This is a genomic window from Leptospira sanjuanensis (genome assembly GCF_022267325.1).
GTDB classification, from domain to species: domain Bacteria; phylum Spirochaetota; class Leptospiria; order Leptospirales; family Leptospiraceae; genus Leptospira; species Leptospira sanjuanensis.
Genome location: NZ_JAIZBG010000001.1, coordinates 1,367,304 through 1,392,255, shown reverse-complemented (window position 1 = coordinate 1,392,255; position 24,952 = coordinate 1,367,304). Strand labels below are relative to the sequence as shown.

Below are 24,952 nucleotides of genomic sequence, written 5' to 3'. Positions count from 1 at the left end.
CTTTCTAATCTAATTTTATAAGTCTTTAGTTCGCCTGCAAAGGTTTTCTTAATAGTTTGAGGTCATCCTCGTTCACTAAATCCAATAATTCGTAAATGCGAACGGGTTGAGTTTTTCCCTTCACTTTAATCAAGTCCAGTTCTCTTGCGACGACCCTGTCCTTTACCTTTTCGTAGGTGTACTCGGAGATAATGATATGGGTTCCGTATTCTTTATTCGTTCCTTCCAATCGGGAACCGAGGTTGATCGTATCTCCCATACAGGTGTAATCCATCCTGTGGGAACTCCCCATGTTTCCTACGACGGCGGGTCCGGAGTTGAGTCCGATTCCTATATCCATTTGGGGGAGATCCAAGCTCTTCCATTCTTCCTTTAGAGTTGCGAGTCGTCTCATTTGAGCGAGTCCGGCCGCACATCCGTAGTAAGCGTGGTCTTCCAGAGGCACGGGCGCCCCCCAGAATGCCATGATCGCATCCCCCATGTATTTATCAATCGTTCCCTTAAATTCAATGATGATCTCGGTCATTTCGGAAAGGTATTGGTTCAAGAATTGAACCAACTCTTCCGGTCCCATTTTTTCGGACATGGTCGTAAAACCGCGGATATCCGAGAAGAAAATCGTAATATCCCGTTTCGATCCACCGAGGTTCAAGTTGTCGGGATTTTTCAAAAGTTCGTCCACGACGTCTTTGGATACGAATTTGGAGAACGTGCTTCGGATATATTTTACGTTCTCTTCTTCCGTTAAGATTTTAAATCCGATCAACCCGATGAAAATGAATAGCTGTTCGAGAATCACGGTCGGATAAAGATGCACAAGGTTCAGCTCCGAGAAGTTGACAAGCGTCACTACGGAGAACAGGAAAGCCATCGATAAAAAGAAGATGAACGCAAGCCATGTTTTCAATCTTGGCTGGATCACTCCCACGAGAATTCCCACGATCATAAGAATCAGATATTCTCCCCAAAGAGGAAGTTCGAAAAGGAAGTCTTGGTTTAAGATCGTGTTGATCGCCGCGGCGTGATGTTCGATCCCGGACATATCGCCGAACGGAGATAAGTGCGTATCTTTTGCGGCCCCGGCTCCGGTCGCATAATACATCGCTACGAGAAAGATCGTATTCTGAAACTGAGACGCCGTTTCCTCGTTCCATTCCGTCGCCGCTTCGAAGATTTCATGCGCACGGAAAGAATAGAGTCCGCCCGGAAAGTTGATCTGCATCTGTCCGTCTTCGTCGATCGGAATCGTAATCTCGCGCGTATCGTTCGGACGATTCATGATGTCTTTCGTTTCCATCTTCAGGGTCTTTCGGTTGAAGCTGGTCAGAGTTTTTTGCGGGATATTCTTGATCTTTACGTATTTTCCCATCACCACGTGAACGTCACGTTTCACGTCCACGCCGAGATAATTACAAGCGATGATCAAATCGATGGAAGGATAGTATTCCGTTTCTCGAAGCGGTCCCGCGTTCAAAAGTTTTGCGACGAGAGGCATACGACGGTTGAGGCCGCTTTCGTCTTTTTTAATATTCGCAAATCCTAATCCGGACGCTTTTTCCGCAACGGGTTCGATCGGAGGCTGAGGAAATTTCAACCAGGATCTTCCCGCGTCGCCCGGGTCTTCCACGTTTTCCAATTTGAATTTTCGAAGAACTTCGATCCGCTTTTCCAAATTAAGAATCGAACTTTTCGATTCCAAACTCGTTTCCATCGGGTAGTCAAACATGACCTGCGGATTTTTCGCGAGAGCTTCGGCCATCTCTTCCGTTTGTCCCGGTTTGTAGTCGACGAAGAAAATATCGAACATCAGATGATTGGAAGTGTTCTTAAAAATGTCTATTATGTTTGCGTAATATTTCCAAGGAAGAGGCCATCTTCCCTGAAGTTTTTCCAAGGAAGTGGTGGTGATCCCGATGATCTGAATGTCTTGTCTTGCACCGGGTGGAGGATTGTAACGAGTGTATTCGATCGTTCCTTCTTCGGATTCTTTTTCGCTCTTGTTGACTCCCGCGCGAAGCAGAGTAAATCTCCAGGATACGGAGGATTCTTCCAAATCGGAAAGAGGAGTGAATATTTGATAGAGGAAGAACATGGTGAGAGATACGACGGTCGCGAGCCAGACGCTTCCCGACCTTTGTTTATCGGAGGAATTGGCTTCGATGAACTTGTAGATCGGATACGAACTGATCAAAAGAAGAGCGAATCCTCCCAACAAGAATTCCGTATTGAGGGAGAAGTTCGGAAAAAAAGCCGTAAAAGAAATGAGAACGATCCCCAAGGCTCCCAGAACAAGGGATATGATATGGATGGGAGTGATTTTAAATTTCGTTTCGCTCATGCGTTCCTCCGACAGAGATCGGGGAACAGTATCCAATCCGTCGGAGTTTCGTCAATATTTTCCGGGTTCTTAGGAAAATTATCTCATCGAAGAACGGATCTCGGACGCGTAGGAAAATAATTTCTGAACGCAGACGTCCCGATTCGATCCGTTCTCTTCAATAATTCTCTGCACCGCGGAACCGATGATGACTCCGTCCGCGTACTCGGAAATTTCTTTCGACTGAACCGCCGTGGAAATTCCGAATCCCGCGCAAACCGGAAGGGAAACCAACTTTTTTACGAGTTTGATTCTTTCCTGAAGTCCGTTTGCGATCGAACTTCGTTCGCCCGTTACACCGTACGAAGTCACGTAGTAGATAAAGCCGGACGCGAGAGACTTCATCGATTTGATTCGTTCCTCGGTCGTCGCAGGCGTTACGAGATGGATGAAATCGATTTTCCTTTTTTCGAGTTGGGTGAAGAATTCTTCCGCTTCCGGGGTATCATACGGAAGATCGGGAATGATCAGTCCTTGAATGCCGGAGTTCTTTGCGATCTCCGCGAAGGTCTCCAAACCCATCGCATACAACGGATTGAAATACGTTAGATAAACAAGCGGTGTTTGCGGATGAAGTTTGTGAATCTCCGCTGTGATCTCGAGAATTTTTTTCATCGAGAACGGATGTGCAAGTGCGCGTTTGAACGCCTTCTGAATCACGGGACCGTCCGCGGTCGGATCGGTAAACGGAATTCCGAGTTCCAAAATCCCCGCGCCGCCTCGTATGAGAGCGTCCGCCCAAGCGACGCAGGATTCATAATCCGGATCGCCAAGAGAAATGTAAGGAATAAAAACGCTTTTGTCTTTTGAAAATACGGAAGAGATCGTGCTCAAACAAATTCTCCTTTGCGAAGTCTTGCGACCTCGGCGACGTCCTTATCCCCTCTTCCCGAAAGACAAATGAGAATGTCTTCTTTTTTTCCCATCGTTTTAGCGAGGTCTTTCGCATAACGGAACGCATGCGCGGTTTCCAACGCGGGAATGATTCCTTCGATGCGGCACACTTCTAAAAACGCGTCTAACGCGCCTTCGTCGTCCACGTTTGCATAAGTCACTCTTCCGCTTTGATGAAAGTGCGCGTGTTCCGGTCCGACTCCCGGATAATCGAGTCCCGCCGAAACCGAATGTGCGGGAACGATTTGTCCGAACTCGTCTTGGATCACGAGAGTTTTGGTTCCGTGTAAAAATCCGGTTTTTCCGAATTGGATCGTCGCCGAGTTTTCTCCGGGTTTTGTAGAATAACCGCCCGCTTCCACTCCGTAGAGTTTTACTTTTTTATCTTTGATGAATCCGTAAAACATTCCGATCGCGTTGGATCCTCCGCCCACACAGGCCACGACGGCGTTCGGAAGTTTTCCGTTTACTTTTTTGAATTGTTTTCTCGATTCGATTCCGATCACGGATTGAAAGTCTCTTACGATCGTAGGAAACGGGTGCGGTCCGATCGAGGAACCCACGATATAATGTGTATTAGAAACATTTAATGCCCAGTCGCGCATCGCTTCGCTTGTCGCGTCCTTGAGAGTTGCGGTTCCGCTGGAAACACCGACCACTTTCGCTCCCATCATTCTCATACGGATCGCGTTGAGTTCCTGACGGCGAAGATCCTCGTCCCCCATATACACGACGGTTTCCATTTGGAACATCGCACCCACCGTCGCGGTCGCAACCCCGTGTTGTCCCGCTCCGGTTTCCGCGATGATTCTCGTTTTACCCATCGCCTTTGCGATCAGCACCTGACCGATCGTATTGTTGATCTTATGCGCTCCGGTGTGGTTTAGGTCTTCCCGTTTGAGCCAGATTCTCGCTCCACCCCAAGCCTTGGAAAGACGTTCCGCGTGCGTAAGCGGAGAAGGCCGTCCGATATAATTTTTACGGTAATATTCGAGCTCTTTTTTGAAGTGTTTGTTCTTCTTCAGTTTTTTATACGTAGACTCGAGTTCCACGAGAGCGTCGTGCAGAATTTCGGGAGAATAACGTCCGCCGAATTCTCCGAAATAACCCTCTTTTGGGGAATGATGTTCTTTTCCCATAACTACTCCAATTCCGCGAAGAGTTCCTGACGAAGCGCTTCCACCCTTGCGACAAGATCCTCAAATCCGGTAAACGCAAAAGATTCTTCCTTGTCCGCTTTGCGGTTGTAGATCGATACTTCCCCGTTTTCAAAGAATTTTTTACCGATCGTTACTCGGATCGGAAATCCGATCAATTCGGAATCCTTGAGTTTGAAGCCCGGTCCCACGTCGCGGTCGTCCCAAAAAATTTCTATGTTTTCGTTTTTTAGTACATTATAAAATTCTTCCGCTTTTGCGTATTGCTCCTCGCCCTTTGTGATGCTCACGAGCGCGACTTCAAACGGCGCGATGCTGATCGGCCAAAAAATTCCCTTTTCGTCGTTGCACTGTTCGATGACGGTCGCCATGGTTCGGTTGACTCCGATTCCGTAACAACCCATCGTAAGAGTTCTTGATTTTCCGTTCTGATCGAGGACTTGAATTCCGAACGCTTTGGTGTATTTTTCACCGAGTTTAAAAATATGTCCGACTTCGATTCCTTTTTCGGCTTTGAGAGGAGTTCCGCAGTTCGGACAAAGATCCCCTTCTCTTGCTAATGCGACATCGGCGAACTCGGGCAACCCCGCGATTTCCTTTTCGAGTATAAAACCCTGCGTGTGAAAATCCTCTTTGTTGGAACCGACCACATACGGAAAATCCTTCTGCAAAGAACGATCGTATAACACCTTCACTTTATCGTTGGGGGCTACGGGTGCGATAAAACCGGGAACGAGTCCGAGTTCGCGGACTTCCGCATCGGTCATCAAATCGGAATCCACGATTCTCAGCAAAGAATGCAGTTTATGAAGATTGAGTTCCAAGTCGCCGCGCAAAAACACGAGAATCTTTTTCTTATCCGATTTAAGCGCGACCGCTTTGATCGTTTCGGCTTCCGTGATTCCCAAAAGCGCGCTGACTTCCGCGATCGTTTTTTTGCCCGGAGTAGCGATCTCTTTTTTTTCGGTAAGTTTCGCGGGAGCTATATTCTCTTTTTTGAATATAAACGGGGTCTTTTCGCTGTTCGAGCTGTATCCGCACGAATTGCACAACAGCAGAGTTTCTTCTCCGATCGGAGATACGACCATAAACTCTTCCGACGCGGAACCGCCCATACTTCCCGAGTCGGCTTGCACCGGAATCGTTTTGAGTCCGCAGCGATCGAAAATTTTTCTGTAAGCGACCCGCATCGACTGATACGTTTCGTCGAGCGAACCGTCGTCGATATGAAACGAATACGCATCCTTCATCACGAATTCTCTCGAGCGAATCACTCCGAAACGAGGACGAATCTCGTCGCGGAACTTGGTTTGGATCTGATATACGTTGATCGGAAGATCCTTGTAGGATTTCAATAAAGGTTTAACGAGAGAACTGAAGGATTCTTCGTGTGTGGGTCCGAGCGCGTAAGAAAGATCGTGCCTGTCCTTGATACGAAACATTTCCTTTCCCATCGCGTTCCATCTTCCGCTTTGTTCCCAGAGTTCCGAAGGAGTCAAAATCGGAAGATCGAATTCGAGCGCCCCGGTCGCGTTCATTTCTTCGCGTACGATCTGTTTGATCTTTTGAAGAATTTTTAATCCGAGAGGAAGATAAAAATACAAACCCGCCGAAGACTTGCGTGCGAGTCCCGCGCGGATCATAAGTCGATGGGACGCGACTACCGCGTCCGCAGGATTTTCTTTTTCTGTGGGTAGAATATATTTCGATGCTTTCATGCGTTTTAGAAAATTCGCATTACATCGTTGAAGGTGACGTAGAGTCCGAGCCCGAGCAGAAACAAGAATCCGATTCGAAAGATGGACTCGATCACTTTTCCCGGAAGAGGTCTTCCGGTGATCGCTTCATACGCATACAATACGATATGTCCACCGTCCGCCATCGGAATGGGAAGTAAATTCATTATCATCAGAGCGATCGAGATCCTCGCGACAAACTCGAGATACGTTTCCCATCCTATCTCCAAGCTGATTCCGGCATAGGATACGATCCCGACCGGACCGGACAAACTGTCCTTTACGGAAAGAATTCCGGAGAACAACATTCCGATTCCTTTGAGAGTCGTTTCCACGTTTTCGTAAACGTCTTTGCCGGCGACTGCAAAGGATTCGAAAAATCCGAGTTCGCGTTCCATCGGCGCCGGATTGAATTTCATGTTCGGACGAAAACCGAGCAAACCGATCGGACGGATCTTCGGTTCCGCTTCCAATCGGAGATTTCCCATATCCACGGATACGGTTTCTCCGTTTTTATTTTTGATGTAAGCGAGAAGTTCCTCGAAGTTCGGAAATGTTTTTCCGTCCACGGCTAAGTTTAAAAGTTTTTGACCGAGTTCTGGATCGTAACTTGCGAACTGATACGATTCGAGACCGAGTTCAGGAAATTTTTTATCCCGTAGATTTTTCAGTTCCAATATGTTTGCGCCTAACACCGGAACGTCCACGGCCACGGTTTCGGTGGACCAAGGGTTTACCAGCGGATAGGTTTTCCGATCGACTACGATGTTCACTTTTTGATTTTGAAATTCTCCCAGAATCTTTTGCAGTTCGCCCACGGTGGAAATCGTTTTCCCGTTGATGCTCTGAATCACGTCCCCGTCGTTTAAGTAACTAAGCGCGCGGGACCGAAGAAGATTTTCTTTTTCTTCCTTCTCCTTTTCCAGGAGAACTTCCGCGGGAATATCCCGTCCTTCCACGGCTTTTTTCAGACGTTCCTGATAGTAGTTTTCGGCTTCGTGCGATTTATCCAGACGGGAAGAAAGCCAGTGTTGGAATTGTTCGGAATAGCTGAACGTAGCCACGACCCTTCTTTCTCCGAAGGGCTCGACGCCGATGGTCGGAATTCCGGAAGAACGTTTCGGGTTGTAGACGATGCGAGGAGTGACGCTCCACTCGATCGGTTTGCCGTCGCGCTCTCCCTGAATTTTCAAAGCGCTTCCGGAAGACAATCCTACGTTCGTCACGATGTCCTCGAATTTTTCGGTTTGTTTTCCGTCGATGCTCAGGATTCGATCGCCGGTTCTAAGTCCCGATTGATACGCGGCGGAAAATTCCTGATCGGCCGGATCGATAAAGATGCGGTTGCCCGGAGGATTGTGTCCGAGAAAATTCAAAACTAATAATATTCCAAAACCTAGGAATAGATTGAACAAAGGTCCGCCGAGAACGGGGATCATACGTTTGAGCGGAGGCGTGGAAAGAAGTTCTCCCGGTTCCCCTTTCACTTCTCCGCCGTAATCGTCTCCTTTGAACAAAACGTATCCTCCGACCGGAATCGCGGTGATTTGGTAGGTCGTTTCTCCGACTTTCTTTTTCCAAATCCCCCTTCCGTAACCGATCGAAAAGATTCTCGCCTTCACTCCTACGAGCATTCCGCAAAGAAGGTGGCCTAATTCGTGAATAAAAATCGAGATCGCCAACATAAATACGGCGCCTAATACCATGATCAACATGCGGATACTGCCTTCCTTGCTTTCAGATTTCTGACGGTTTCCCGCGCGATCCGATCGACTTCCTCGTATTCTTCCAGAGAGTCCGGAAAATCGATCGGTATTTCGTCTAACGCGGCGGAAATATAATCCGGAATTTCCACGAAACGGATTTCGTCTTTGAGGAACAATTCCACGGCCGCTTCGTTGGCCGCGTTAAAAATACACGGAGCCGTTCCTCCCGCGCGCCCAGCTTCGAACGCGAGAGCCAAACCCGGATACCGTTTCGGATCGGGTTCGCGGAATTCGAGTTTGCCCCAGTCCTTTGCAGGATGAGACCGAAGAACTTTCGGGACCGGTTCCGGATGAAAGAGAGAATGTGCGATCGGAAAGATCATATCCGGATAGGAAGCGTAAACAAAGGAAGCCCCGTCCTTGAGTTCGATGATCCCGTGCGCGATGCTTTGCGGATGAATTACGACTCCGATCTTTTCGTAAGGAACTCCGAATAGAAAATGAGCTTCGATGACTTCGAGTCCCTTATTGATCATTCCGTTGGAATCGACCGTGATCTTCGGACCCATGCTCCAAGTCGGATGATGAAGCGCTTGTTCCTTTGTGACGTGTGCGATCTGATCGATCGGCAAATCCCGAAACGATCCGCCCGATGCGGTGAGAATGATTTTTTCCAGAGCGTTTTTGTTCACCGATTCGAGAAGTTGAAAGAGAGCGTTGTGTTCGGAATCTACGGGAACGACCACGGTCTTGTGTTTTGCAATGAGCGAATTGATGAGCGGACCCGATGTGACTAACGTTTCTTTATTAGCGATTCCTAATCTTTTTCCGGAAGTGATGGCGGCGATGGTCGGACGCAAACCCACCGAACCCACGATGGCCGTGATCACGATCCGAACGTCAGACTCGCGCACGATGTCGGAAAGAGAGGATTCTCCGTAAAGAATTTGTGTTTTGCCGATTTTGTTTCCGAGGACGGATTTGTCCGCGCGGTTGTCGCTCACGCAGATAAAATCGGGGGAGAATTCTTTTTGAATCGAGAGAGCCTTATCGAGATTGGAATGAACGCTGAACGAATGAAGTCTGAATTCTTCCGGGTACGCGCGCAGTACTTTTAGAGTCGATTCCCCGACGGAACCGGACGCGCCCAGAAGACAGACGGAAGTTGCCATACCGTTTAGACTTGGAATCCAAGATTCCCCTTGATCTGAAGATAATAATAAAGAACGGGAATCGTGATCAAAAGCGCATCCGCAAGATCGAGCATTCCTCCGTGACCCGGAATCAAAGACCCGGAATCCTTGATCTTTGCGTCCCGTTTCATAGCCGATTCTAATAAGTCACCGATCACACTCACGAGAGAAATGATAACCGAAATCAAAAATACTTCCACTCCGGAAATCCCGGAAGCGGTGCCCGTGGAATTTTCCCAAATCGCGTTGAAGATAAAAACGGAACCGATCGCGGTGACGATTCCGGTCGCATAACCTTCCCAGGTTTTTTTAGGAGAAATCGCAAGACCCGCAGGATGTCTTCCGAACCATCTTCCCCCGAAGTAAGCTCCCGCGTCCGTCAAAAACGTGATCACCGAAACGAGAATGATGTAGTAGATCCCCTGTCCCATTCCGAGGAGGAGCATCAGATGTCCGAGAGGAACCGCAACGTAAAACACCCCGAGAAAAGTGGAGGACACGGAAAAGATCGCTCCGTCTAACGGACGTCTGGTGATCTGCAGAGTAAAAATGATGATAAACAGAAGTAAAAACGCGACCGGAACCGCATCAAAGGGAGGAATGAAATACTTGATGTGCTGCAGAAAGAACAACGGAGCTTCGAACTTGTTCTGAGATCCTATAAAACGGAAATAATAAAGGGTGATGACGACGAGCATAAAGAAGGTTCCCGTTCCGCGAAACGGTCTGCCGTCGTCTCCGCGATCGGAAAGATTGTAGAATTCCTTAATCCCGATATAACCGCCCACAAGGAGAATCAAATACGTCTGCAGATAATAAAAACCCGCATAGAATATCATAAAAAGATAAAGTACTACGAGTACAGCCGCCGAAGCGAGTCTTTTGGAAGTTTCACCCATTCGTAAGTCCTCCGAATTTTCGGGTTCTGGTTTCGTACCATTTCAGGGAATCCACCAGAGATTTTTTGTCGAAGTCGGGCCAAAGTGTATCGGTAAAATACAGTTCCGCGTAGGCGGACTGCCATAATAAAAAGTTCGAGAGTCTTTGTTCTCCGGCCGTTCTGATCAGTAAATCTACGGGAGGAAGGGTGGACGTATATAAAAATTTTTCGAGTTCTTTTTCTTTCAGAGGCTTTTCAAACGAAACTTTGGCCCGTTTTCTCTCCAAAAAAAGCTCCTGCGCCGCCCGCAAAATCTCGTCCCGTGAACCGTAGTTCAAACAAAAATTGACGGTGAGTTTTTTGTTCTTTTTGGTTTTGTCGACGGCAAAGTCGATCTTGTCCAAAACCCCGCGCGTTAATTTTTTACGGCTTCCGGAATGATGAATTCGAATTCCCCTATCGTGGATCGTGTCCAATCGGGTTTCGATAAACTCGATCAATAACCCGAAGATCGAACGGACTTCGGTGATCGGACGTTTCCAATTCTCCGTCGAGAACGCGTATAAGGAAATATTTTTCAGACCCAACTCGAGACTTGCGTCCATCAATCGGTCGATGGCCCCCGCGCCTTCCCGATGTCCTTCCGATCTGGATTTTCCTCGGGATGTCGCCCAACGGCCGTTGCCGTCCATGATGACGGCGATATGTTGGGGGAGATTGGACTCGAACAAGCCCACGTTAGATCGTAGTGATTTCCTTTTCCTTCTCTGTGGTCAGAGCGGAAATTTTATCGATGTAGGAATCGGTGATTTTTTGGATCTGATCTTGAACGGTTTGAATCTCGTCTTTAGACATACCCTCGGTATGTTTTTTAAGATCTTCCATTGCGTCTCTGCGGATGTTACGGATCGCAACCTTCTTTTCTTCGGACTTGGACTTTACGACTTTTGCAAGTTCCTTGCGTCGCTCGCCCGTAAGTTCGGGAATGATGATGCGGATCACCACACCGTCGTTAGACGGTTGCAGGCCCAATCCGGAAGCTTGGATCGCCTTTTCGATGTCCTTCATGATTCCCTTATCATAGGGAGAAATCACGAGCACCCTCGGTTCGGGAACGGAAATATTTCCGAGCTGATTGATCGGAGTCAAGGTTCCGTAGTAATCCACGCGGATGTCTTCGACCAGAGAAGGGTTCGCTCTTCCCGTACGAATGGTTCCGAAATCCTTTTTTACCAAGTCGATGGTTTTATCCATCTTGATCTTCATTCCTGAGATGATTTCTTCACTTGCCATCGATTTGAATGTCCTCCGAGTTAGAGATCAGGGTTCCGATGTTTTGTCCGGTGATAAGGTCTTTGAGGTTGCCTCGTTTGAAGATATCGAAAACGATAATCGACATGTTGTTTTCCATGCACAAACTGAGTGCGGTGGAATCCATCACCTTGAGTCTTCGGTTGATCGATTCCATAAAGGAAATCTGAGAATAACGTTTTGCGGTATTGTCTTTTTTCGGATCGGCCGTATAAACTCCGTCCACTTTCGTCGCCTTGAGAATCACGTCGCATCCTACTTCCACGGCGCGAAGACTCGCGGTCGTATCGGTTGTGAAATACGGATTTCCGGTTCCGCCTGCAAAGATCACGATTCTTCTTTTTTCGAGATGTCGAACCGCGCGTCTGCGGATATAACTTTCGGCGATGGAGTTGATTTCGATCGCCGATTGAACCCTTGTATAAAGTCCTTTTTTTTCGCAGGCGTCTTGGAGCGCGAGAGCGTTCTGGATCGTGGCGAGCATTCCCATATAGTCCGCGGTCGCACGGTCGATTCCGGCTTTTGCGAGGTTGGTTCCGCGGATGATGTTTCCGCCTCCGACCACAAGAGCGATTTCCACTCCTAGGTCGTGAACTTCTTTGATTTCTTCCGCGAGAGAATGGGCCTTGTTGGTATCGATCCCGAATTCTCCCTCTCCGGCGAGAGCCTCTCCGGAGAGTTTAATTAGAATTCTCTTATACTTCGCTTCCGTTCCCAAAACTTAGAGTCCGCCTACCTGAAAGCGAACAAAACGAGCGATCAAAATATTCTCGCCGAATTTCGAGATCGCTTCCTTTACTAAGTCGTCGATCGTTTTGGAATCGTCTTTGAAGAAAGCCTGGTTTACGAGACAAGCTTCCGAAACGTATTTCTTGATCTTTCCGGGAAGAATCTTTTCGATCTGCTCCGGCTTTTTGCCTTCGGCTTCGAGCTGAGCTTTCATAATTCCCTTTTCTCTTTCGAGGTCTTCCGCAGGAATCGATTCTTCGTTGAGATACAAAGGATTCATTGCCGCGATCTGCATGCAGATTTCTTTTCCAAGAGCTTCGAAGTCCTCGTTTTTCGAAACGAAGTCGGTTTCAGAGTTCAGTTCAACCAGAACTCCGATCTTTCCGTTACCGTGGATGTAGGAAACGACACGGCCTTCTTTGGTTTCTCTTCCCGCTTTTTTAGCGGCTTTGGCGATCCCTTTTTCACGAAGCCAAGTGATCGCTTTTTCGATATCCGCGTTGTTTTCTTCGAGAGCCTTTTTGCAGTCCATCATCCCTGCGCTCGTTCTCTCTCTGAGTTCTCTGATTAAGTCTGTAGTTACTGCCATTGCTAAGAATCCCTTACTCGTTTTTATCCACTTCGATCGTAGTGGAAGGCGCCGCCGCTTCTTCGGCCGCTTTGGCTTTTTTAGCGTCCGCGTCTTCGTCCATGATGAACTTTCCACTTTCATCATATTCACCTTGGTATTCCAGAGCCAAAGCTTCGGAATCCAGATCTTCGCTGAATCTTGGTTGTTCCACGACTCCGCCGGTTCCTTCGATCACCGCGTTGGACATGGTTTCGAGGAAGAGTGAAATCGCGCGGATCGCGTCGTCGTTACCCGGAATCGGATAATCAATCAGCTCGGGATCGCAGTTGGTATCAACCACCGCGAAGATGGTAAGACCGAGTTTGCGAGCTTCTTTGACCGCGATCTCTTCTTTTTTAGGATCGATCACGAACATAATTTCGGGAATGGTTGCCATGTCCTTGATTCCACCGAGAGTCTTGCGGAGTTTTTCCAACTCTCTTCTCAGGGTAAGAACTTCTTTTTTAGTTTTTACTTCTTTCTCGAAGCTGTTGTCCGCTTCCATTCCTTCGAGTTTTTTCAGACGAGCGATACTTCTTTTTACGGTGTTCCAGTTTGTAAGAAGTCCGCCCGGCCAGCGGTTATTGATAAAGAACATATTCGAGCGGATGGCTTCTCTCTCGATCGCGCCTCTCGCTTGCTTCTTTGTTCCGACAAAGAGAACTTTCTTCCCGTCGGCGGTTAGCTTCTTCAGAGCGTCGTAAGCTTCTTTCGCTTTTTGAACGGTCTTTTGAAGATCGATGATGTGAATCCCGTTTCTTGCCGTAAAAACGTACGGCGCCATTTTCGGGTTCCATTTGCGGGTCTGGTGTCCGAAGTGTACTCCGGTTTCCAGAAGGTTTTTCATTGAAATCACTGACATTGTTTACCCCTTTTTTAGTACGAAATACAACGTCGCTACGAGTCCCATGAGACTAGCAGGGGTAAATTGTATCTCGACCTTGATTACGTAGAGTTCAAATTTGATTGCTTCTCGGAGCAGGTAGGAAGAGAAAAAAGAAACGCCTGTTAGGCGATCGAGAATGACTCCCGTCACGGCTCCTGCGAAAAAACCGAGGAGCAGAATGAGGGCGATTTTGCCTATCTCAGCCCTGTCCGTAGGCTTTTTCGGGTTAGCAGATACCACTTTTTACTGGTTAAAGCGTGGGTCAATCTTTATTGGGCTGGATCATTTCACAGTTCCCGTCAAAGATCACTCCGTCTGCGATTTGTAATTTGGAAGTTTTGATATTTCCATTCACCTTTCCGGTGGATAACATTTCCAGCTTTTGAGTCGCGATTACGTTTCCGGTAATCTCCCCTCCCACGATCACGGTCCCCGCTTTGATGTTGGCACGGACCTTTGCGCCTTCGCTTACGAGAAGAAATCCTTCGGATTCGATCTCACCTTGAAATTCTCCCGAAATTTCGAGAGGTTTTTGGAAGTTCAGAATTCCGGAAAAGGAAGTTTCTTTTCCGAGGACTGTGGAAATCGCTCCGTATTCGGTGATGGGACGAGCGGTTCTAGTTGCTGTTTTTTTGGACATGGATTCTCTTATTTCGTTTTCATTTCAAAAACCCCGTCCCAGTCTTCGGGAGGAGGAGTTGTAATGAATGCCTGGCATCGGCCGATGTATTTTTTGGAAGGACCGTCGTCCGGAGTCAACTCGGTCGCCTTTTTGAATTTTTCTAAGGCTTCCGCAAACTTTCTGGTTTTGTACAAACTCAAACCCTCGTTGTAAAACTGAATGGTCTGTTTCATCGTTTCCGAGATCATCGTTCACTCCTTATAAAGCACCACGACAGCGGTCGAATAGTTCTCAGCGTGACTGATCGAAACCGAACAACCGCTGTAACCTTTGGTAAGAAACAATTCTTTGGATTTTCCATGGAGTACCAATTCTTTTTTTCCGAATTCCTTTCCGAAAAGTTCGATTTCACGCATATCGAGGATGACCTTGTCTCCGGGTTCGATCGCTTTGATGAAGGCTTCCTTGACGCAAAACCTTCCGCTTAGATGAGGAATCGGGTCCTTTCGATTGGAACAGTATTCCCGTTCGGATTCGGAAAATACCCGTTTTAAAAAACGTTCCCCGTGTTTTTCCAAAAGGTCGCGGATGCGGGAATTTTCTACGATATCGTTGCCGACGGAAATTTTCATTCTTCCTCGATCAGTTCCGGATTGGAATCCGGTTCGATCGTATTCTCCTCTTCGGTGGCGTCCGGATCTTCTCCGCCCGTTTTGCTTTGATCCGGTTTGACCTTATACAAAATCGAAATTCGATCCGGGAAAACGCCGAGAATGTCCACGGCTTTCAAAGAAGGAGCCTTGTTGAGACGGATCTTTGCGAATACGGGTTTGTTGTCCGGGAGAATCTTCTTTGTCTTTGGATCGTATTTATGAGAACAGACCACGCTCGCCGAAAGTCCCTTGATGACCTGAATGCTCTTGAGCGGAGTTTTGGATTGTAGTTTTACGGAAACCTCGGGTTCGGAGAATTCCGCTTCGAGATTCTTATCCAAACTTTGGCACTTGATCGGAATTCCGAGAAGAAGGGTCTCTCCCGCGTTAGACGCGCTTGCAAAGATATTCACGCGGACCGTTACTTCTTTTACGTTGTCCCGCACTTTCACCGCCGCCGGGAAATCGGGAAGCCTATGTTTGATCGTAAAGGATTCGGTTTTGTCCTTGAGGGATATCGGAGGAATGTTGATTTTTCCGAGATCCTCCAAAACTCCGGGAGGACCGCTGACATGAACCACCGAAGGTGAAACGAAATGGCTCGTCTTCACGTAGTTCGGCGGGAGATCCCCCGTGAACTTCACTTCGATCGGAAGGGTTCTCCCGGAAGTGGATTCTACGATTACCTTGACCTTATCCTTGAGTCTGGTAATGCGAAGTCCCGCAGGCGCTCCGGAAATCCGAAAAACGGAAACGAGATTCTCCCCTGCTTTGAGTTCGCCCGCGTTGATATGCGCTTTCATAAACTGAGAATAATAATTCACATATTCGCGCACTCCTTCCACCTTTACCGGAACGGTTTTGTCGGAAAGACGGGAAACGCTTAAAGAACCGCTTAATTTGGGATATTCGATCGGAATATGGATTTCTTTTACGAGTATTTTAGAATTTTGTAAATTCACGTAAAACACGATCGCAAGAAGAAGCGATCCGAGTTTGGCCTGCCAGTTGTTGAAGATCCGTTTCAACATCAGCGGTGTTCTCCCGTTTTTTCTTCGGAAGAAGAAGACGTTGTGTTGTGTTTTTCCGATCCGGTTTCACTCTTCTGCAAAATCGTGTTCACGAAATTTTTCAACTCGATCGGTTTGACCGGGTGCGTCATTTCTCCGTCATAACATACGGAAATTTCTCCGGTTTCCTCGGAGGTTACGATTACGATGGAATCCGATTCTTCCGAAATCCCGATGGCCGCCCTGTGTCTTGCGCCCATTCTCGCGTCGTCGAGATTTTGCGTCATCGGTAAGAATGCGCCGGCACACGCGATCCGGTTTTGTTCGATGATCACGGCTCCGTCGTGAAGCGCGGAATTCTTCTTAAAGATCGTGATGAGCAGACTCGTGGAGATGATCGCGTCGAGCTGCACCGATTGATCGATGATGTCTTTCAAACTGTTTTCTCGGACGATGGCGATGAGAGATCCGGTTTTATTCTTCGCCATAATCTTTACGGCTTCGGAAATCGCCTCCAAGTCGGTCGTCTGTTTTAATAGAAAGGGCTGAAAGATTTTCATCCGGGAAAGATCCGCCGTGATCTTTCTAAGTTCGGGTTGAAGCAATACGATGATCGCGAACACAAGAGCCGGACGGATATTCTCGATGATCCAATCGAGCAACTCGAGTTCGAAGGTACTCGCAAAGATTCCCAATAGCCAGATCAGGGCCACTCCGAGAAGAAGCTGAATCCCTCTGGTTCTTCGAATCGTTGTATAAAACTGATAGATGAGAACGCTTACGATGAGGACGTCGACGACGATGACGAGAGGATTTTTACCGAGAGGAAAAAGAGATATGTTCTTAAAGAAAAACAAATCCATTCTCCCCTTGATTACAGTCCTAAAACGGAAAACATATCATACAAACCGGGTTTGCGTCCGACTAAAAATTCCGCGGCATGAACGCTTCCCACCGCGAAGGTTTTGCGATCCTGCGCTTTGTGCGTGATCTCGATTCTTTCTTCGGGAGTGAAAAAATAAACGGTGTGATCTCCGATCACTTCTCCCGCGCGCAAGGTATGAATTCCGATTTCCTTGGGATCTCTTTCCTTTAAAATTCCGTGTCTTCCGTGTACCACGTTCTTTTCCGTTCTTCCCAAGGTCTCGAGAAGAATGCTCTTTAATTTTTCGGCCGTTCCGGACGGCGCGTCCTTTTTATGACGATGATGAATGTCCTGAATTTCGATGTCCGAGATTTCTCCCATCACCTTGGCCGCAATTTCGGTTAACTTAAACAATAAGTTCACTCCGATCGACATGTTCGGTGAATATACGATCGCGATTTCTTTGGACGCCACTCGGACGGAATCTTTTTGCAGTTCCGTAAGGCCGGTCGTTCCGATGACGACCGGTTTTTTGTGCGTTAGACACGCTTTCAGAGTAAGATCCAAAGTCTGATGCGTACTGAAATCGATCACGCAGTCCGCGCTTTTCACGGCCGCGTCGACATCGGAAGTAAAATCGACTCCGTTTTGTTTGACCCCGGAATGCAGACCGGAATCCATTCCGTGAAATACGGAACCGCCGCTGACAACGGCGGAAGAAAGAGAAGATTTGGAAGAAGCGGAAAGCACCGTGATGATGGCGCGTCCCATTCTTCCCGATCCTCCGATCAGAGCGATCTGAAATTTTTGTTCCGACATTTCTTATTCGTATCCTTTTTCTTTCAGACCTTCAAGAGCCTTTTTAAATTTCGCGCTCGTTTCATTTTGAGAAAGAGGGGTCATCGGAAGACGGATTTCGGGAGAACAATGTCCGAACCAACTCATCGCCGCCTTGATCGGAATCGGATTGGTTTCCATAAACGCAAGAGAAAAGACGTCCAGAAAATCGTAGTGAATTCTTCTGGCTTCCGCAAGATTTCCTTCGTGAAACGCGTTGACGAGTTGTACGAGCGCCTTTGGAAATAAATTGGAAACCACCGACACGACGCCTACTCCGCCGACAGCCAAAAGAGGAAGAGTCAAATTGTCGTCTCCGGAAAGAACGGTCATCTTATGACCGACGAGCGAAATCAACTTGGACATCTGCCCCAAATCTCCGGTCGCTTCTTTCATCGAACGGATATGTTTGACTTCGCTGAGTCGAAGCACGGTTTCGGGAAGAAGATTCACCGACGTTCTTCCCGGAATGTTATAAAGCATCACAGGCACGGAAGAATGTTCCGCGATCTCTTTGAAGTGCTGAAACAGCCCTTCTTGAGTCGGTTTGTTGTAATAGGGATTTACGGAAAGAATTCCGTCGACTCCGTCCTTGCACGCCGCCTCGGTGAGTTCGATCGCCTCTCTTGTGGAATTGGAACCCGTTCCCGCGACGACTTGAATCCGATTCTTGACGACCTTGACGGTTTCGCGGATCAACTCCGCGTGTTCGGAATGGGAAAGAGTCGGAGATTCTCCCGTTGTCCCACAAGGAACAACTCCGCTGACCTCTGCCTTGATTTGTTTTTCCAGAAGCTTGAAGTAACTGTCGTAGTCGATTTTTCCGTTTTTGAAAGGTGTGATGATTGCTGTGTAAACGCCCTGGAACATAAGGTTAGGTTCCCCAGTTTGGCCGGATTTGGCAATCAAAATCGTTTTCGATTTCTGATTGCAGGGAGATTCCTTCCGTCTAGCCTGGAATGCCAGTGGAACCGACCTCACATTTCTGGAATCCGGGTATCCTTTCCGTTCTTTTGTTTTTTATCACGGCGATTCTTTCCTGGATGTATTTGCAATCCGATACGTTCGGAATTTCGGACGTCTCCAACGAAAGAAGCATGCACGTCGGAACGACCAAAAAGTCAGGAGGAATCTGGATCTTTCTGAGCGTCTTTTCGATCGCTCTCGTTTGGTTCGGAGGATTCGAGAACGCGGAAGACAAGATTCTCTTTTTCTTTGCGGGACTTTTGTTCTTTTTCGTCATCGGACTCGCGGACGATCTGTTATCGCTCGGAGCGGGAATCCGTTTGTTTCTGGAAATCGCGTTCTTGATTTTCTTTTTCGGTTTTGTTCCGGTTCGTTTCGTATTTTTAGGAATCGATTTGAGCGGGATCCCGGGTGCGTCGACGGCGGTCTTGATCGTCTATGTGCTGTTCGTCGTAAACGTATGCAACTTCATGGACGGGCTCGACACGTATCTCGTGTCTCACTTTCTACTCGCCGTCTTATCGTTTTCATTTTTATTTCATTCTTTTCTGCCCGCATTTTATCTTTGGATCTGCGCCGGATTGTTCGGATTTTTGATCTTCAATCTTCCCAAAGCGCATCTGTTTATGGGAGACGCAGGCTCGCTGCCTCTCGGTTATGCGATCGCCGTTTTGCCGTTGCTTTTTATCCATGAAAAGAATTGGGTTCAGTTCGAATTAACGTCGACCTTCTTTTTATTGCCCGTGTTCTTTGTAGACGGAATCCTAACGATTCTTTTGCGGTTGAAGGACGGGGAGAATATTCTCAAAGCGCACAGAAGACATCTCTACCAGCTCGTAGCAGTGAGAACGGAACACAAAGGACTCGTGTCGATCGCGTTCACGTTAGCGAATCTTCCCGCGATGTTTTTTTTCGGAATTCATAGAGAATTCGGAATTCCGGGAAGCGTCGTTTTCTGGGTTTGTCTCGGTGTTTACGTTGTTGCGTATTTCGTCATCTGGAATCGAGTGAGGCCGTCTAAAAAACGCTCGTGAACTTAGCGCGAAGCAGCTTTTTTAGGGATGGATTCCCTTCTTTTGCCAAACTTCGTGCCATGAGACAAGCTTAGACGAATATTCCGAACAGGGTGAGTTCGATTATACGTTATGTGATCTTTCCTTCTCGTAAATCCGTTCACGTTCAAATTCGAATTGAATTCTGAACGACAAACAAAAATCTGAACTTCAAAGACGGTTCCGATTCTTTAATCCGAATTACAACTCGCAATTCATTTTGAAAACTTGAGAAACATTCTATAAACATTCAAATCGCAAGACATTAGCAAAATATAAACTTCCAAGTCCTTTTTCGTGATTCTCACCGTAAAACTTTTCAAAAACCGAATAGGAAACACAAAAATATCCCATTTTGGTATATTCTGTTTCAGAATGTAGAATTATTCCGCTTTGTTTAAGTCTCTTCATTCCCCCGAGGCGAAAATCTTTTGCAAGAATTTAATCGCCGCCCGAAAAGAAGCCGATCTCACACAACTCGAGATCGCGAAACTTTTGGGAGAACCGCAATCCTATATTTCCAAAATTGAATCCGGTGAACGCAGACTCGATGTGATTGAATTCTGGAGAATTTTCAAAATCCTCAAAAAACCCTACGACTATTACTTTCAGTTCGAGGAAAAACAGGATCTTTCCGAGAAAAGATCCAAAACCTTAAAGGCCGCGAGCAGCAAACGGAAGAAGAAGTGAAGGATAGGGGGGAGATCCTATAGCCCCCTGGGTAGCGAAAACTGTGGGAACTCTTACAAGGTTCTGTGGCAAACAAGTTTGTGGGAGTTCCTCCTATGGTTAGAAAAGCAAACGAGCCGATTCAATTTCGAAATCGGTATGAGTTCCTACAATCGTTCGTAGGCCGGACCGATTCGACGGTCCGCAAATTGTATGAGTTCCCACACTTTGTTCGAAAAAGCCCGACGCAAAACCCGGCGAGCGGGATTCCATTTGCCGGAACGCGATCATTATGGTTTCTTTTTTTCGGATTTTGCTCCGAACAACGACAGCAACGCTCCGACACCCGAAAACAGAAGGAGCAGAAACCACCCGATCCAAAACAAAGGCTCCGGATCGACTGTGGCATGAAATTCCGTCGAACCCGATCGAAGAGCAGCTTTTAACTCGATCGCAATCCGATCGATATCCGATTTCCCGATTGGAGACCGCAATACATCGCGTTCGCCGTCGGGCGTAACAAGAACCAATTGATAGACGATGCTTTTGCCGCGACGGACTTTTAGAACCGTTTTCGAAGAACGTACATCCAACGTTGAATAAGAGACCTTTCGAGACGAAAATGCGAATTTCTCGGAAACATCGCATTCCATCGAAGCGGCGGAATGCAATGAAGTCGATCTATTTCGGGAACAATCGACGGAAATCCATCCTTCCAATGTGGATAAGAACCAGGCCGGCAATGCGGCAAAGAAGAGAGTAATGAATAAAACGGCGGTCAATCGTGAAAGCATAGGAATCCTTCGGTAAAGAAGAGGAGAAATACTTTTTCACTTGGAAACATCCGTTGAACGAACAACTTCCTCATAATTGAAGAGGAATGTAAATGTCCGTAATCGTCACTTCGTATTTTTTCGGACGGAGTGATTTCCGGATCTTCCTGCGAAATCCCGATTCACGGACGATTCTCCGGCAAAGAGTTTTTGGATTATAAAAACGAAAGAAGCGATCGCACTTGCTCGGAATTCGGATCCGTTAGATTCGATTGAAATCTGCGTTTCCTTGATTTGAAAACACCGACTACTCGCCTGTCATCCGGGAATCGGAAGCGAAGATCGTAGAAATTAAAGAGTAGGATCTCCTACGGAATGATAGCGCGAAAAAGATCCGCCGTTCTTCGGTAAATGTTCCTGCAAGAAGAATCGGGATTTTTCGTTAATTGTATCGAATATAAATCCGTTTCAGAGCCAGATTCGCAGGAGGATAATTCGGCTGAATGGCGATCGCCTTTTCGTATTCCAAACGCGCCAATTCGATATGACCTAAAATTTCCAGACAGGAACCCGCGTTAAAATACGGATAGACCGGCACCTCGTACCGCGGAGCGGACTTCGCCCGTTCAAACCAAGGAAGGGCTTCCTGATAGCGTTTTTGCTGAAGCAGATAAACGCCGATATCATTATAAGGATTTCCTAATGTAGGATCGGTTTCGATCGCCTTCTTGCAGAATTCAATGGCACGATCCAACCTTCCCGCCAAGGAATAAGACCAACCCAAAAACGTCCAAGCCTCGGCCGTCGGCTTGGCCGCGATGGACAAACGATAATATTTGGAAGCGAGCTTGAGATTTCCTTTCGTTTGATATTCGTAGGCGGTCAAGAAATGTTTCTTCGCCTCTTCCGATTCGCCGAAGGACTGTAAGTAGAGTGGATTCATTCTACACTTTAGACCGAACTTACTTCGTGGAAAACTTCAAGAATTTCAAAAACGTGCCGTTTAAAAAACCGTCCGCTTCGGGTGAAAAATTGTTGTAGAGAATAAAGCCGCTCCAGTAGATCAGGGTCGCACTCACCAGCGCTTTCGCGAGGGATTTGCTAACCTGCGGAGATGCGGAATAAAAAATCCGAAACAAAGCCACGGGCCAAAGAAAGAAGAGAAAGAAATAAAAACCTTTTCCGATTCCGTAGATCCAAGAAAGAATTTCCACGGGATAACTCGCGGTCAACCGTTCGTAACTCGCCTTTAATTCCGGAAAGTATTGAAAGAAGTAAAAGATAAAAACGAAAACGAAGATGATCTTCCAGACGAACTCGAAGTCGGAACGGAACAATACCAAAGTAAGACCGCAAAACCAAAACAGGAAAATCGGAAATACGATTTGTTCTAAAAGTCCAGGCATAAACCCTCGTTTTTGTTTTTACCGGCGGCGTATGATTACGAAAATCACGAACGATTCCCGACGACTCGATGCAGACATTCTACAAAGCTGGTTGAATCTGCAAGCCCTTTCCCGGCTATGTCGAACGCGGTTCCGTGATCGGGAGAAACTCGGATAAACGGAAGGCCCAAGGTAAGATTCACCCCCTTCTTTCCTTCCCACATTTTAAACGGAATCAAACCTTGATCGTGATAACAAGCCAGATGCAGACCGAACTTCTTTCTTGCTGATTCGCCGAACATGGAATCTGCGGACAAAGGTCCTTCCACCTTCAAACCCTTCTTTTTCAAAAACGCAATCATCGGCTCTAAAATTTCCGCTTCTTCCTTTCCAACCTTGCCGCCTTCGCCCGCGTGCGGGTTTAAACCCAAAAACGCGATCGGCTTTTTGCGGTCGATCTTATCGCAGGAAAGAATCGAGTCCGCAAGAGCGCCGAGATCGATTTGTCTTAAGAACTCGGGAACACGCACCAAAGGAACGTGAGTCGTCAAAGGAAGAACCTGCAGATCCTTACCGGACATGAGCATAAACGTTTTCGTATTGAATTCTTCGGCTAAGAATTCGGTATGACCGCGGAACTGCGAAGCCCCGGACGCAATCACCCATTCCTTGCTCAAAGGAAGAGTGATGAGATCGCCTCCTCCCATTTTCTGAAACTCGACAGCGAGAGAAAGAGAACCTAACGCCGATTTGCCGGACAACGACGAAGGTTTTCCGAACTTCAAGGAAGCGGTTTCCTTTTTGGAAAGAACGTTGTGCGAAACCGCAAACAATCCTTTCGTTCCGATTTCGGCCGACGCGGATCGGTGCGCGGACGCTTCGGCGATAGAATCGGCCGACGCATACGAAGAAGTTTCCGAAACGGACATTTTCGAAATCGACTCCGATCCACCCGAAACTTCAGTCAAGGAAATCGAAACGAATTCTTTCGGAAGCGGAAACTTACCCGAATGAAAATAAACGATCGGTCTGGATTTGGAGATTTTTTTTAAAAGAGAAAGGGAATGAAGGAAGATCTCCGGACCGATTCCACAAGGGTCGCCTTCTGTAATCAGGATCCGGTTCACTGTTTTGGAAGCTGGGTTTTCGATTCGGAGAAGAGCGTTGTAAATTCTTCCCCGAAAAGAAACCGTTTCGATTATTCTTTTGCGGCTCCGGATTGTTTACCGAAGATTTTTTCCACGCTGAGAGAATCTTTCGAGTATTCGAGATCGATCAGATCTTTCGCGGAGTGTTTGAGATCGTTGGAAATCATACAACGTCCTTCGAGGATCACCCCGTTCTGAATGATCAACTCCGGAGTGCGGATGTCTCCGAGAATTTTAGAAGTGGGAAGAAGCATCACTCTGTTTCTTGCGGTGATGTTCCCGATAACGATTCCTTCGATGATAACGCTGGCTGCGGTGATGTTGGTTTTTACCTTACCGGTAACGCCGATATAAAGCTGTTCCGCTTGTAAGGACTTACCTTCGAATTTTCCGTCGATCTTGAGAGATCCGTTGATAAAGAATTTTCCGCTGAAGTAGGAATTTTCTCCGATGGTGGAGTTCGTAACTTCGGATGAATTTTTAACGAGTGCCATGCGCCTGTTTTTCCTGTATGTCCTTTTCGGAGGGAGTTAAAATCACTAAATATGCAGATCCCGTCAGACGGAAAAGGATTTTTCAGACCTTGTCTTGAAAATTGGAAGTCCGGAAAGATCAACGAATATTAGGAACGTTGATGCGATCGAGAGCCTCGGCGGTGAACTCCTGAAACTCCCTGAGAGCGTCCATGATCGCCTTTCCTTCCAGCTCGGTGGCCCGTTCGAATCTCGGATTGAAGCGGATCGGATCTTCCAGGTTCATAATGACCCCGCCCACTTCCTTGGCCTCTTTCAGAACCTTGTTGAGGAATTCGTTGAACTTCTGAAACATCTCGAACGCCTCCGCAATAAAGATCCGAGTCTGTTTGTTCTTCATACGACTGAGCTGTTCGCGGAATTCCTGTTTTTCGGCCGCATGAAATTCCTCGATGGTTTCTGTGAGAACCTTGATGTTTCTGCGGATGTTCTCCATGTATTTGACGACCCCGTCCTTTTCGTTCGTATGGGAGAAGTCGAAACGGACGTGTGTTTCGTTGAGGATCGGAAGATATTCCCGGTCCATGACGTTGATCCAAGTTCCGATCTGATTGACCTCGGGATCGTTGGAGTTCGGAGAAATTTTCATAACCGGATATTTTGCGAGAATTCTTCCGGCCTCGTTCGGATTGTCTTTGTATCGTTTGATCTGTTCGGCGGCCACGTCCAAGTTGTCCGGAATTCCTTCGGGAGAAATGTCCTTCATCTTGTTTCTGTATTTTTCCAAATCCCTCGAAACGCGATAGCGTTGTTCGTCGTTCTTCGACTCCCTCGATATTTTTTCCAGCTGATGGATCATCTTCTGGTATTTCTGCAGTTCGAGAATTTGTTCGTGACTGATTGCCATTGGATATTACTCTCTTGATTCCTTAAGATCACGGACTGCGTCCTATTCGAGGAACGCCATGATGTTTTGTTACGACCCAATTTTCCCCGTTCCCTCAAGATCTGTCAAGGGAA

27 protein-coding genes are annotated in these 24,952 nt (G+C 47.3%); 2 read left to right on the top strand and 25 right to left on the bottom strand.

Going from position 1 to position 24,952, the window contains the following annotated elements; translation table 11 throughout:
* Positions 1–25: 25 nt before the first annotated feature.
* The 20 genes from LFX25_RS06325 to dapA all read right to left on the bottom strand — a co-directional run bounded on the left by LFX25_RS06325 (position 26) and on the right by dapA (position 18,336).
* On the bottom strand, positions 26–2,338 hold the full coding sequence (locus tag LFX25_RS06325; RefSeq protein ID WP_238729469.1) for a CHASE2 domain-containing protein: 2,313 nt from the start codon (positions 2,336–2,338) through the stop codon (positions 26–28).
* Between the two features lie 78 nt (positions 2,339–2,416).
* Positions 2,417–3,211 carry a tryptophan synthase subunit alpha gene (gene trpA, locus LFX25_RS06320; protein WP_238729468.1) on the bottom strand — a complete coding sequence of 265 codons (795 nt, stop codon included), beginning with the start codon at positions 3,209–3,211 and terminating at the stop codon, positions 2,417–2,419.
* Entirely contained in the window at positions 3,208–4,410 is a 1,203-nt protein-coding gene (gene trpB, locus LFX25_RS06315; RefSeq protein WP_238729467.1) for a tryptophan synthase subunit beta, read from the bottom strand. Before trpB ends, trpA begins: the two co-directional genes overlap by 4 nt.
* 2 nt (positions 4,411–4,412) lie before the next feature.
* Positions 4,413–6,146: a proline--tRNA ligase gene (locus LFX25_RS06310; RefSeq protein ID WP_238729466.1), complete on the bottom strand. Its 1,734-nt coding sequence runs from the start codon at positions 6,144–6,146 to the stop codon at positions 4,413–4,415.
* Between the two features lie 5 nt (positions 6,147–6,151).
* Positions 6,152–7,879 (bottom strand): site-2 protease family protein, encoded by a 1,728-nt coding sequence (locus LFX25_RS06305; protein ID WP_238729465.1) that lies wholly within the window; start codon positions 7,877–7,879, stop codon positions 6,152–6,154.
* Positions 7,873–9,042, bottom strand: a complete 1,170-nt coding sequence (dxr, locus tag LFX25_RS06300; RefSeq protein WP_238729464.1) for a 1-deoxy-D-xylulose-5-phosphate reductoisomerase — start codon at positions 9,040–9,042, stop codon at positions 7,873–7,875. The genes LFX25_RS06305 and dxr overlap by 7 nt, the downstream gene beginning before the upstream one ends.
* A gap of 5 nt (positions 9,043–9,047) precedes the next feature.
* Positions 9,048–9,962 carry a phosphatidate cytidylyltransferase gene (locus tag LFX25_RS06295; protein ID WP_238729463.1) on the bottom strand — a complete coding sequence of 305 codons (915 nt, stop codon included), beginning with the start codon at positions 9,960–9,962 and terminating at the stop codon, positions 9,048–9,050.
* Positions 9,955–10,635, bottom strand: a complete 681-nt coding sequence (locus tag LFX25_RS06290; RefSeq protein ID WP_238731522.1) for an isoprenyl transferase — start codon at positions 10,633–10,635, stop codon at positions 9,955–9,957. Before LFX25_RS06290 ends, LFX25_RS06295 begins: the two co-directional genes overlap by 8 nt.
* Before the next feature lie 46 nt (positions 10,636–10,681).
* Positions 10,682–11,236 (bottom strand): ribosome recycling factor, encoded by a 555-nt coding sequence (frr, locus tag LFX25_RS06285; RefSeq protein WP_238729462.1) that lies wholly within the window; start codon positions 11,234–11,236, stop codon positions 10,682–10,684.
* Positions 11,226–11,972, bottom strand: coding sequence for a UMP kinase (pyrH, locus tag LFX25_RS06280; protein ID WP_118955294.1), 747 nt, complete (start codon positions 11,970–11,972; stop codon positions 11,226–11,228). Before pyrH ends, frr begins: the two co-directional genes overlap by 11 nt.
* A gap of 3 nt (positions 11,973–11,975) precedes the next feature.
* Positions 11,976–12,572: a translation elongation factor Ts gene (tsf, locus tag LFX25_RS06275; RefSeq protein WP_118955295.1), complete on the bottom strand. Its 597-nt coding sequence runs from the start codon at positions 12,570–12,572 to the stop codon at positions 11,976–11,978.
* Positions 12,573–12,585: 13 nt separating this feature from the next.
* Positions 12,586–13,455 (bottom strand): 30S ribosomal protein S2, encoded by an 870-nt coding sequence (gene rpsB / locus LFX25_RS06270; RefSeq protein WP_118955296.1) that lies wholly within the window; start codon positions 13,453–13,455, stop codon positions 12,586–12,588.
* Positions 13,456–13,458: 3 nt separating this feature from the next.
* Complete coding sequence (locus tag LFX25_RS06265; RefSeq protein ID WP_118955297.1) at positions 13,459–13,719, bottom strand: hypothetical protein; 261 nt, start codon at positions 13,717–13,719, stop codon at positions 13,459–13,461.
* 22 nt (positions 13,720–13,741) lie between these two features.
* Positions 13,742–14,119 (bottom strand): bactofilin family protein, encoded by a 378-nt coding sequence (locus LFX25_RS06260; protein ID WP_238729461.1) that lies wholly within the window; start codon positions 14,117–14,119, stop codon positions 13,742–13,744.
* A gap of 8 nt (positions 14,120–14,127) precedes the next feature.
* Entirely contained in the window at positions 14,128–14,349 is a 222-nt protein-coding gene (locus LFX25_RS06255; protein WP_135781099.1) for a tetratricopeptide repeat protein, read from the bottom strand.
* A 3-nt stretch (positions 14,350–14,352) separates the two neighbouring features.
* The gene (gene acpS / locus LFX25_RS06250) at positions 14,353–14,733 is read right to left on the bottom strand and encodes a holo-ACP synthase (protein WP_100761604.1); all 381 of its coding nucleotides are present in this window, start codon (positions 14,731–14,733) and stop codon (positions 14,353–14,355) included.
* Positions 14,730–15,782, bottom strand: coding sequence for a CdaR family protein (locus tag LFX25_RS06245; RefSeq protein ID WP_238731521.1), 1,053 nt, complete (start codon positions 15,780–15,782; stop codon positions 14,730–14,732). Before LFX25_RS06245 ends, acpS begins: the two co-directional genes overlap by 4 nt.
* A gap of 2 nt (positions 15,783–15,784) precedes the next feature.
* Positions 15,785–16,621, bottom strand: coding sequence for a diadenylate cyclase CdaA (cdaA, locus tag LFX25_RS06240; RefSeq protein ID WP_238731520.1), 837 nt, complete (start codon positions 16,619–16,621; stop codon positions 15,785–15,787).
* Positions 16,622–16,638: 17 nt separating this feature from the next.
* Positions 16,639–17,448, bottom strand: coding sequence for a 4-hydroxy-tetrahydrodipicolinate reductase (dapB, locus tag LFX25_RS06235; RefSeq protein ID WP_238729460.1), 810 nt, complete (start codon positions 17,446–17,448; stop codon positions 16,639–16,641).
* 3 nt (positions 17,449–17,451) lie between these two features.
* Positions 17,452–18,336, bottom strand: a complete 885-nt coding sequence (dapA, locus tag LFX25_RS06230; protein ID WP_238729459.1) for a 4-hydroxy-tetrahydrodipicolinate synthase — start codon at positions 18,334–18,336, stop codon at positions 17,452–17,454.
* A 95-nt stretch (positions 18,337–18,431) separates the two neighbouring features.
* Here dapA and LFX25_RS06225 point away from each other — a divergent pair, with 95 nt between their 5' ends.
* Both LFX25_RS06225 and LFX25_RS06220 read left to right on the top strand, forming a co-directional pair.
* Complete coding sequence (locus LFX25_RS06225) at positions 18,432–19,466, top strand: MraY family glycosyltransferase (RefSeq protein ID WP_238729458.1); 1,035 nt, start codon at positions 18,432–18,434, stop codon at positions 19,464–19,466.
* A gap of 411 nt (positions 19,467–19,877) precedes the next feature.
* Positions 19,878–20,174, top strand: a complete 297-nt coding sequence (locus tag LFX25_RS06220; RefSeq protein ID WP_238729457.1) for a helix-turn-helix transcriptional regulator — start codon at positions 19,878–19,880, stop codon at positions 20,172–20,174.
* Between the two features lie 1,194 nt (positions 20,175–21,368).
* Here the strand turns inward: LFX25_RS06220 and LFX25_RS06215 are convergent.
* The 5 genes from LFX25_RS06215 to LFX25_RS06195 all read right to left on the bottom strand — a co-directional run bounded on the left by LFX25_RS06215 (position 21,369) and on the right by LFX25_RS06195 (position 24,839).
* Positions 21,369–21,869 carry a tetratricopeptide repeat protein gene (locus LFX25_RS06215; protein ID WP_238729456.1) on the bottom strand — a complete coding sequence of 167 codons (501 nt, stop codon included), beginning with the start codon at positions 21,867–21,869 and terminating at the stop codon, positions 21,369–21,371.
* 19 nt (positions 21,870–21,888) lie between these two features.
* Positions 21,889–22,332 carry a hypothetical protein gene (locus LFX25_RS06210; RefSeq protein WP_238729455.1) on the bottom strand — a complete coding sequence of 148 codons (444 nt, stop codon included), beginning with the start codon at positions 22,330–22,332 and terminating at the stop codon, positions 21,889–21,891.
* Positions 22,333–22,376: 44 nt separating this feature from the next.
* Positions 22,377–23,438: a PdxA family dehydrogenase gene (locus LFX25_RS06205; RefSeq protein WP_238729454.1), complete on the bottom strand. Its 1,062-nt coding sequence runs from the start codon at positions 23,436–23,438 to the stop codon at positions 22,377–22,379.
* Between the two features lie 71 nt (positions 23,439–23,509).
* Positions 23,510–23,953, bottom strand: coding sequence for a bactofilin family protein (locus LFX25_RS06200; RefSeq protein ID WP_010575404.1), 444 nt, complete (start codon positions 23,951–23,953; stop codon positions 23,510–23,512).
* A 118-nt stretch (positions 23,954–24,071) separates the two neighbouring features.
* A complete protein-coding gene (locus LFX25_RS06195; protein WP_135781095.1) occupies positions 24,072–24,839 on the bottom strand; it encodes a hypothetical protein in 768 nt (255 codons plus the stop codon).
* Positions 24,840–24,952: the final 113 nt, after the last annotated feature.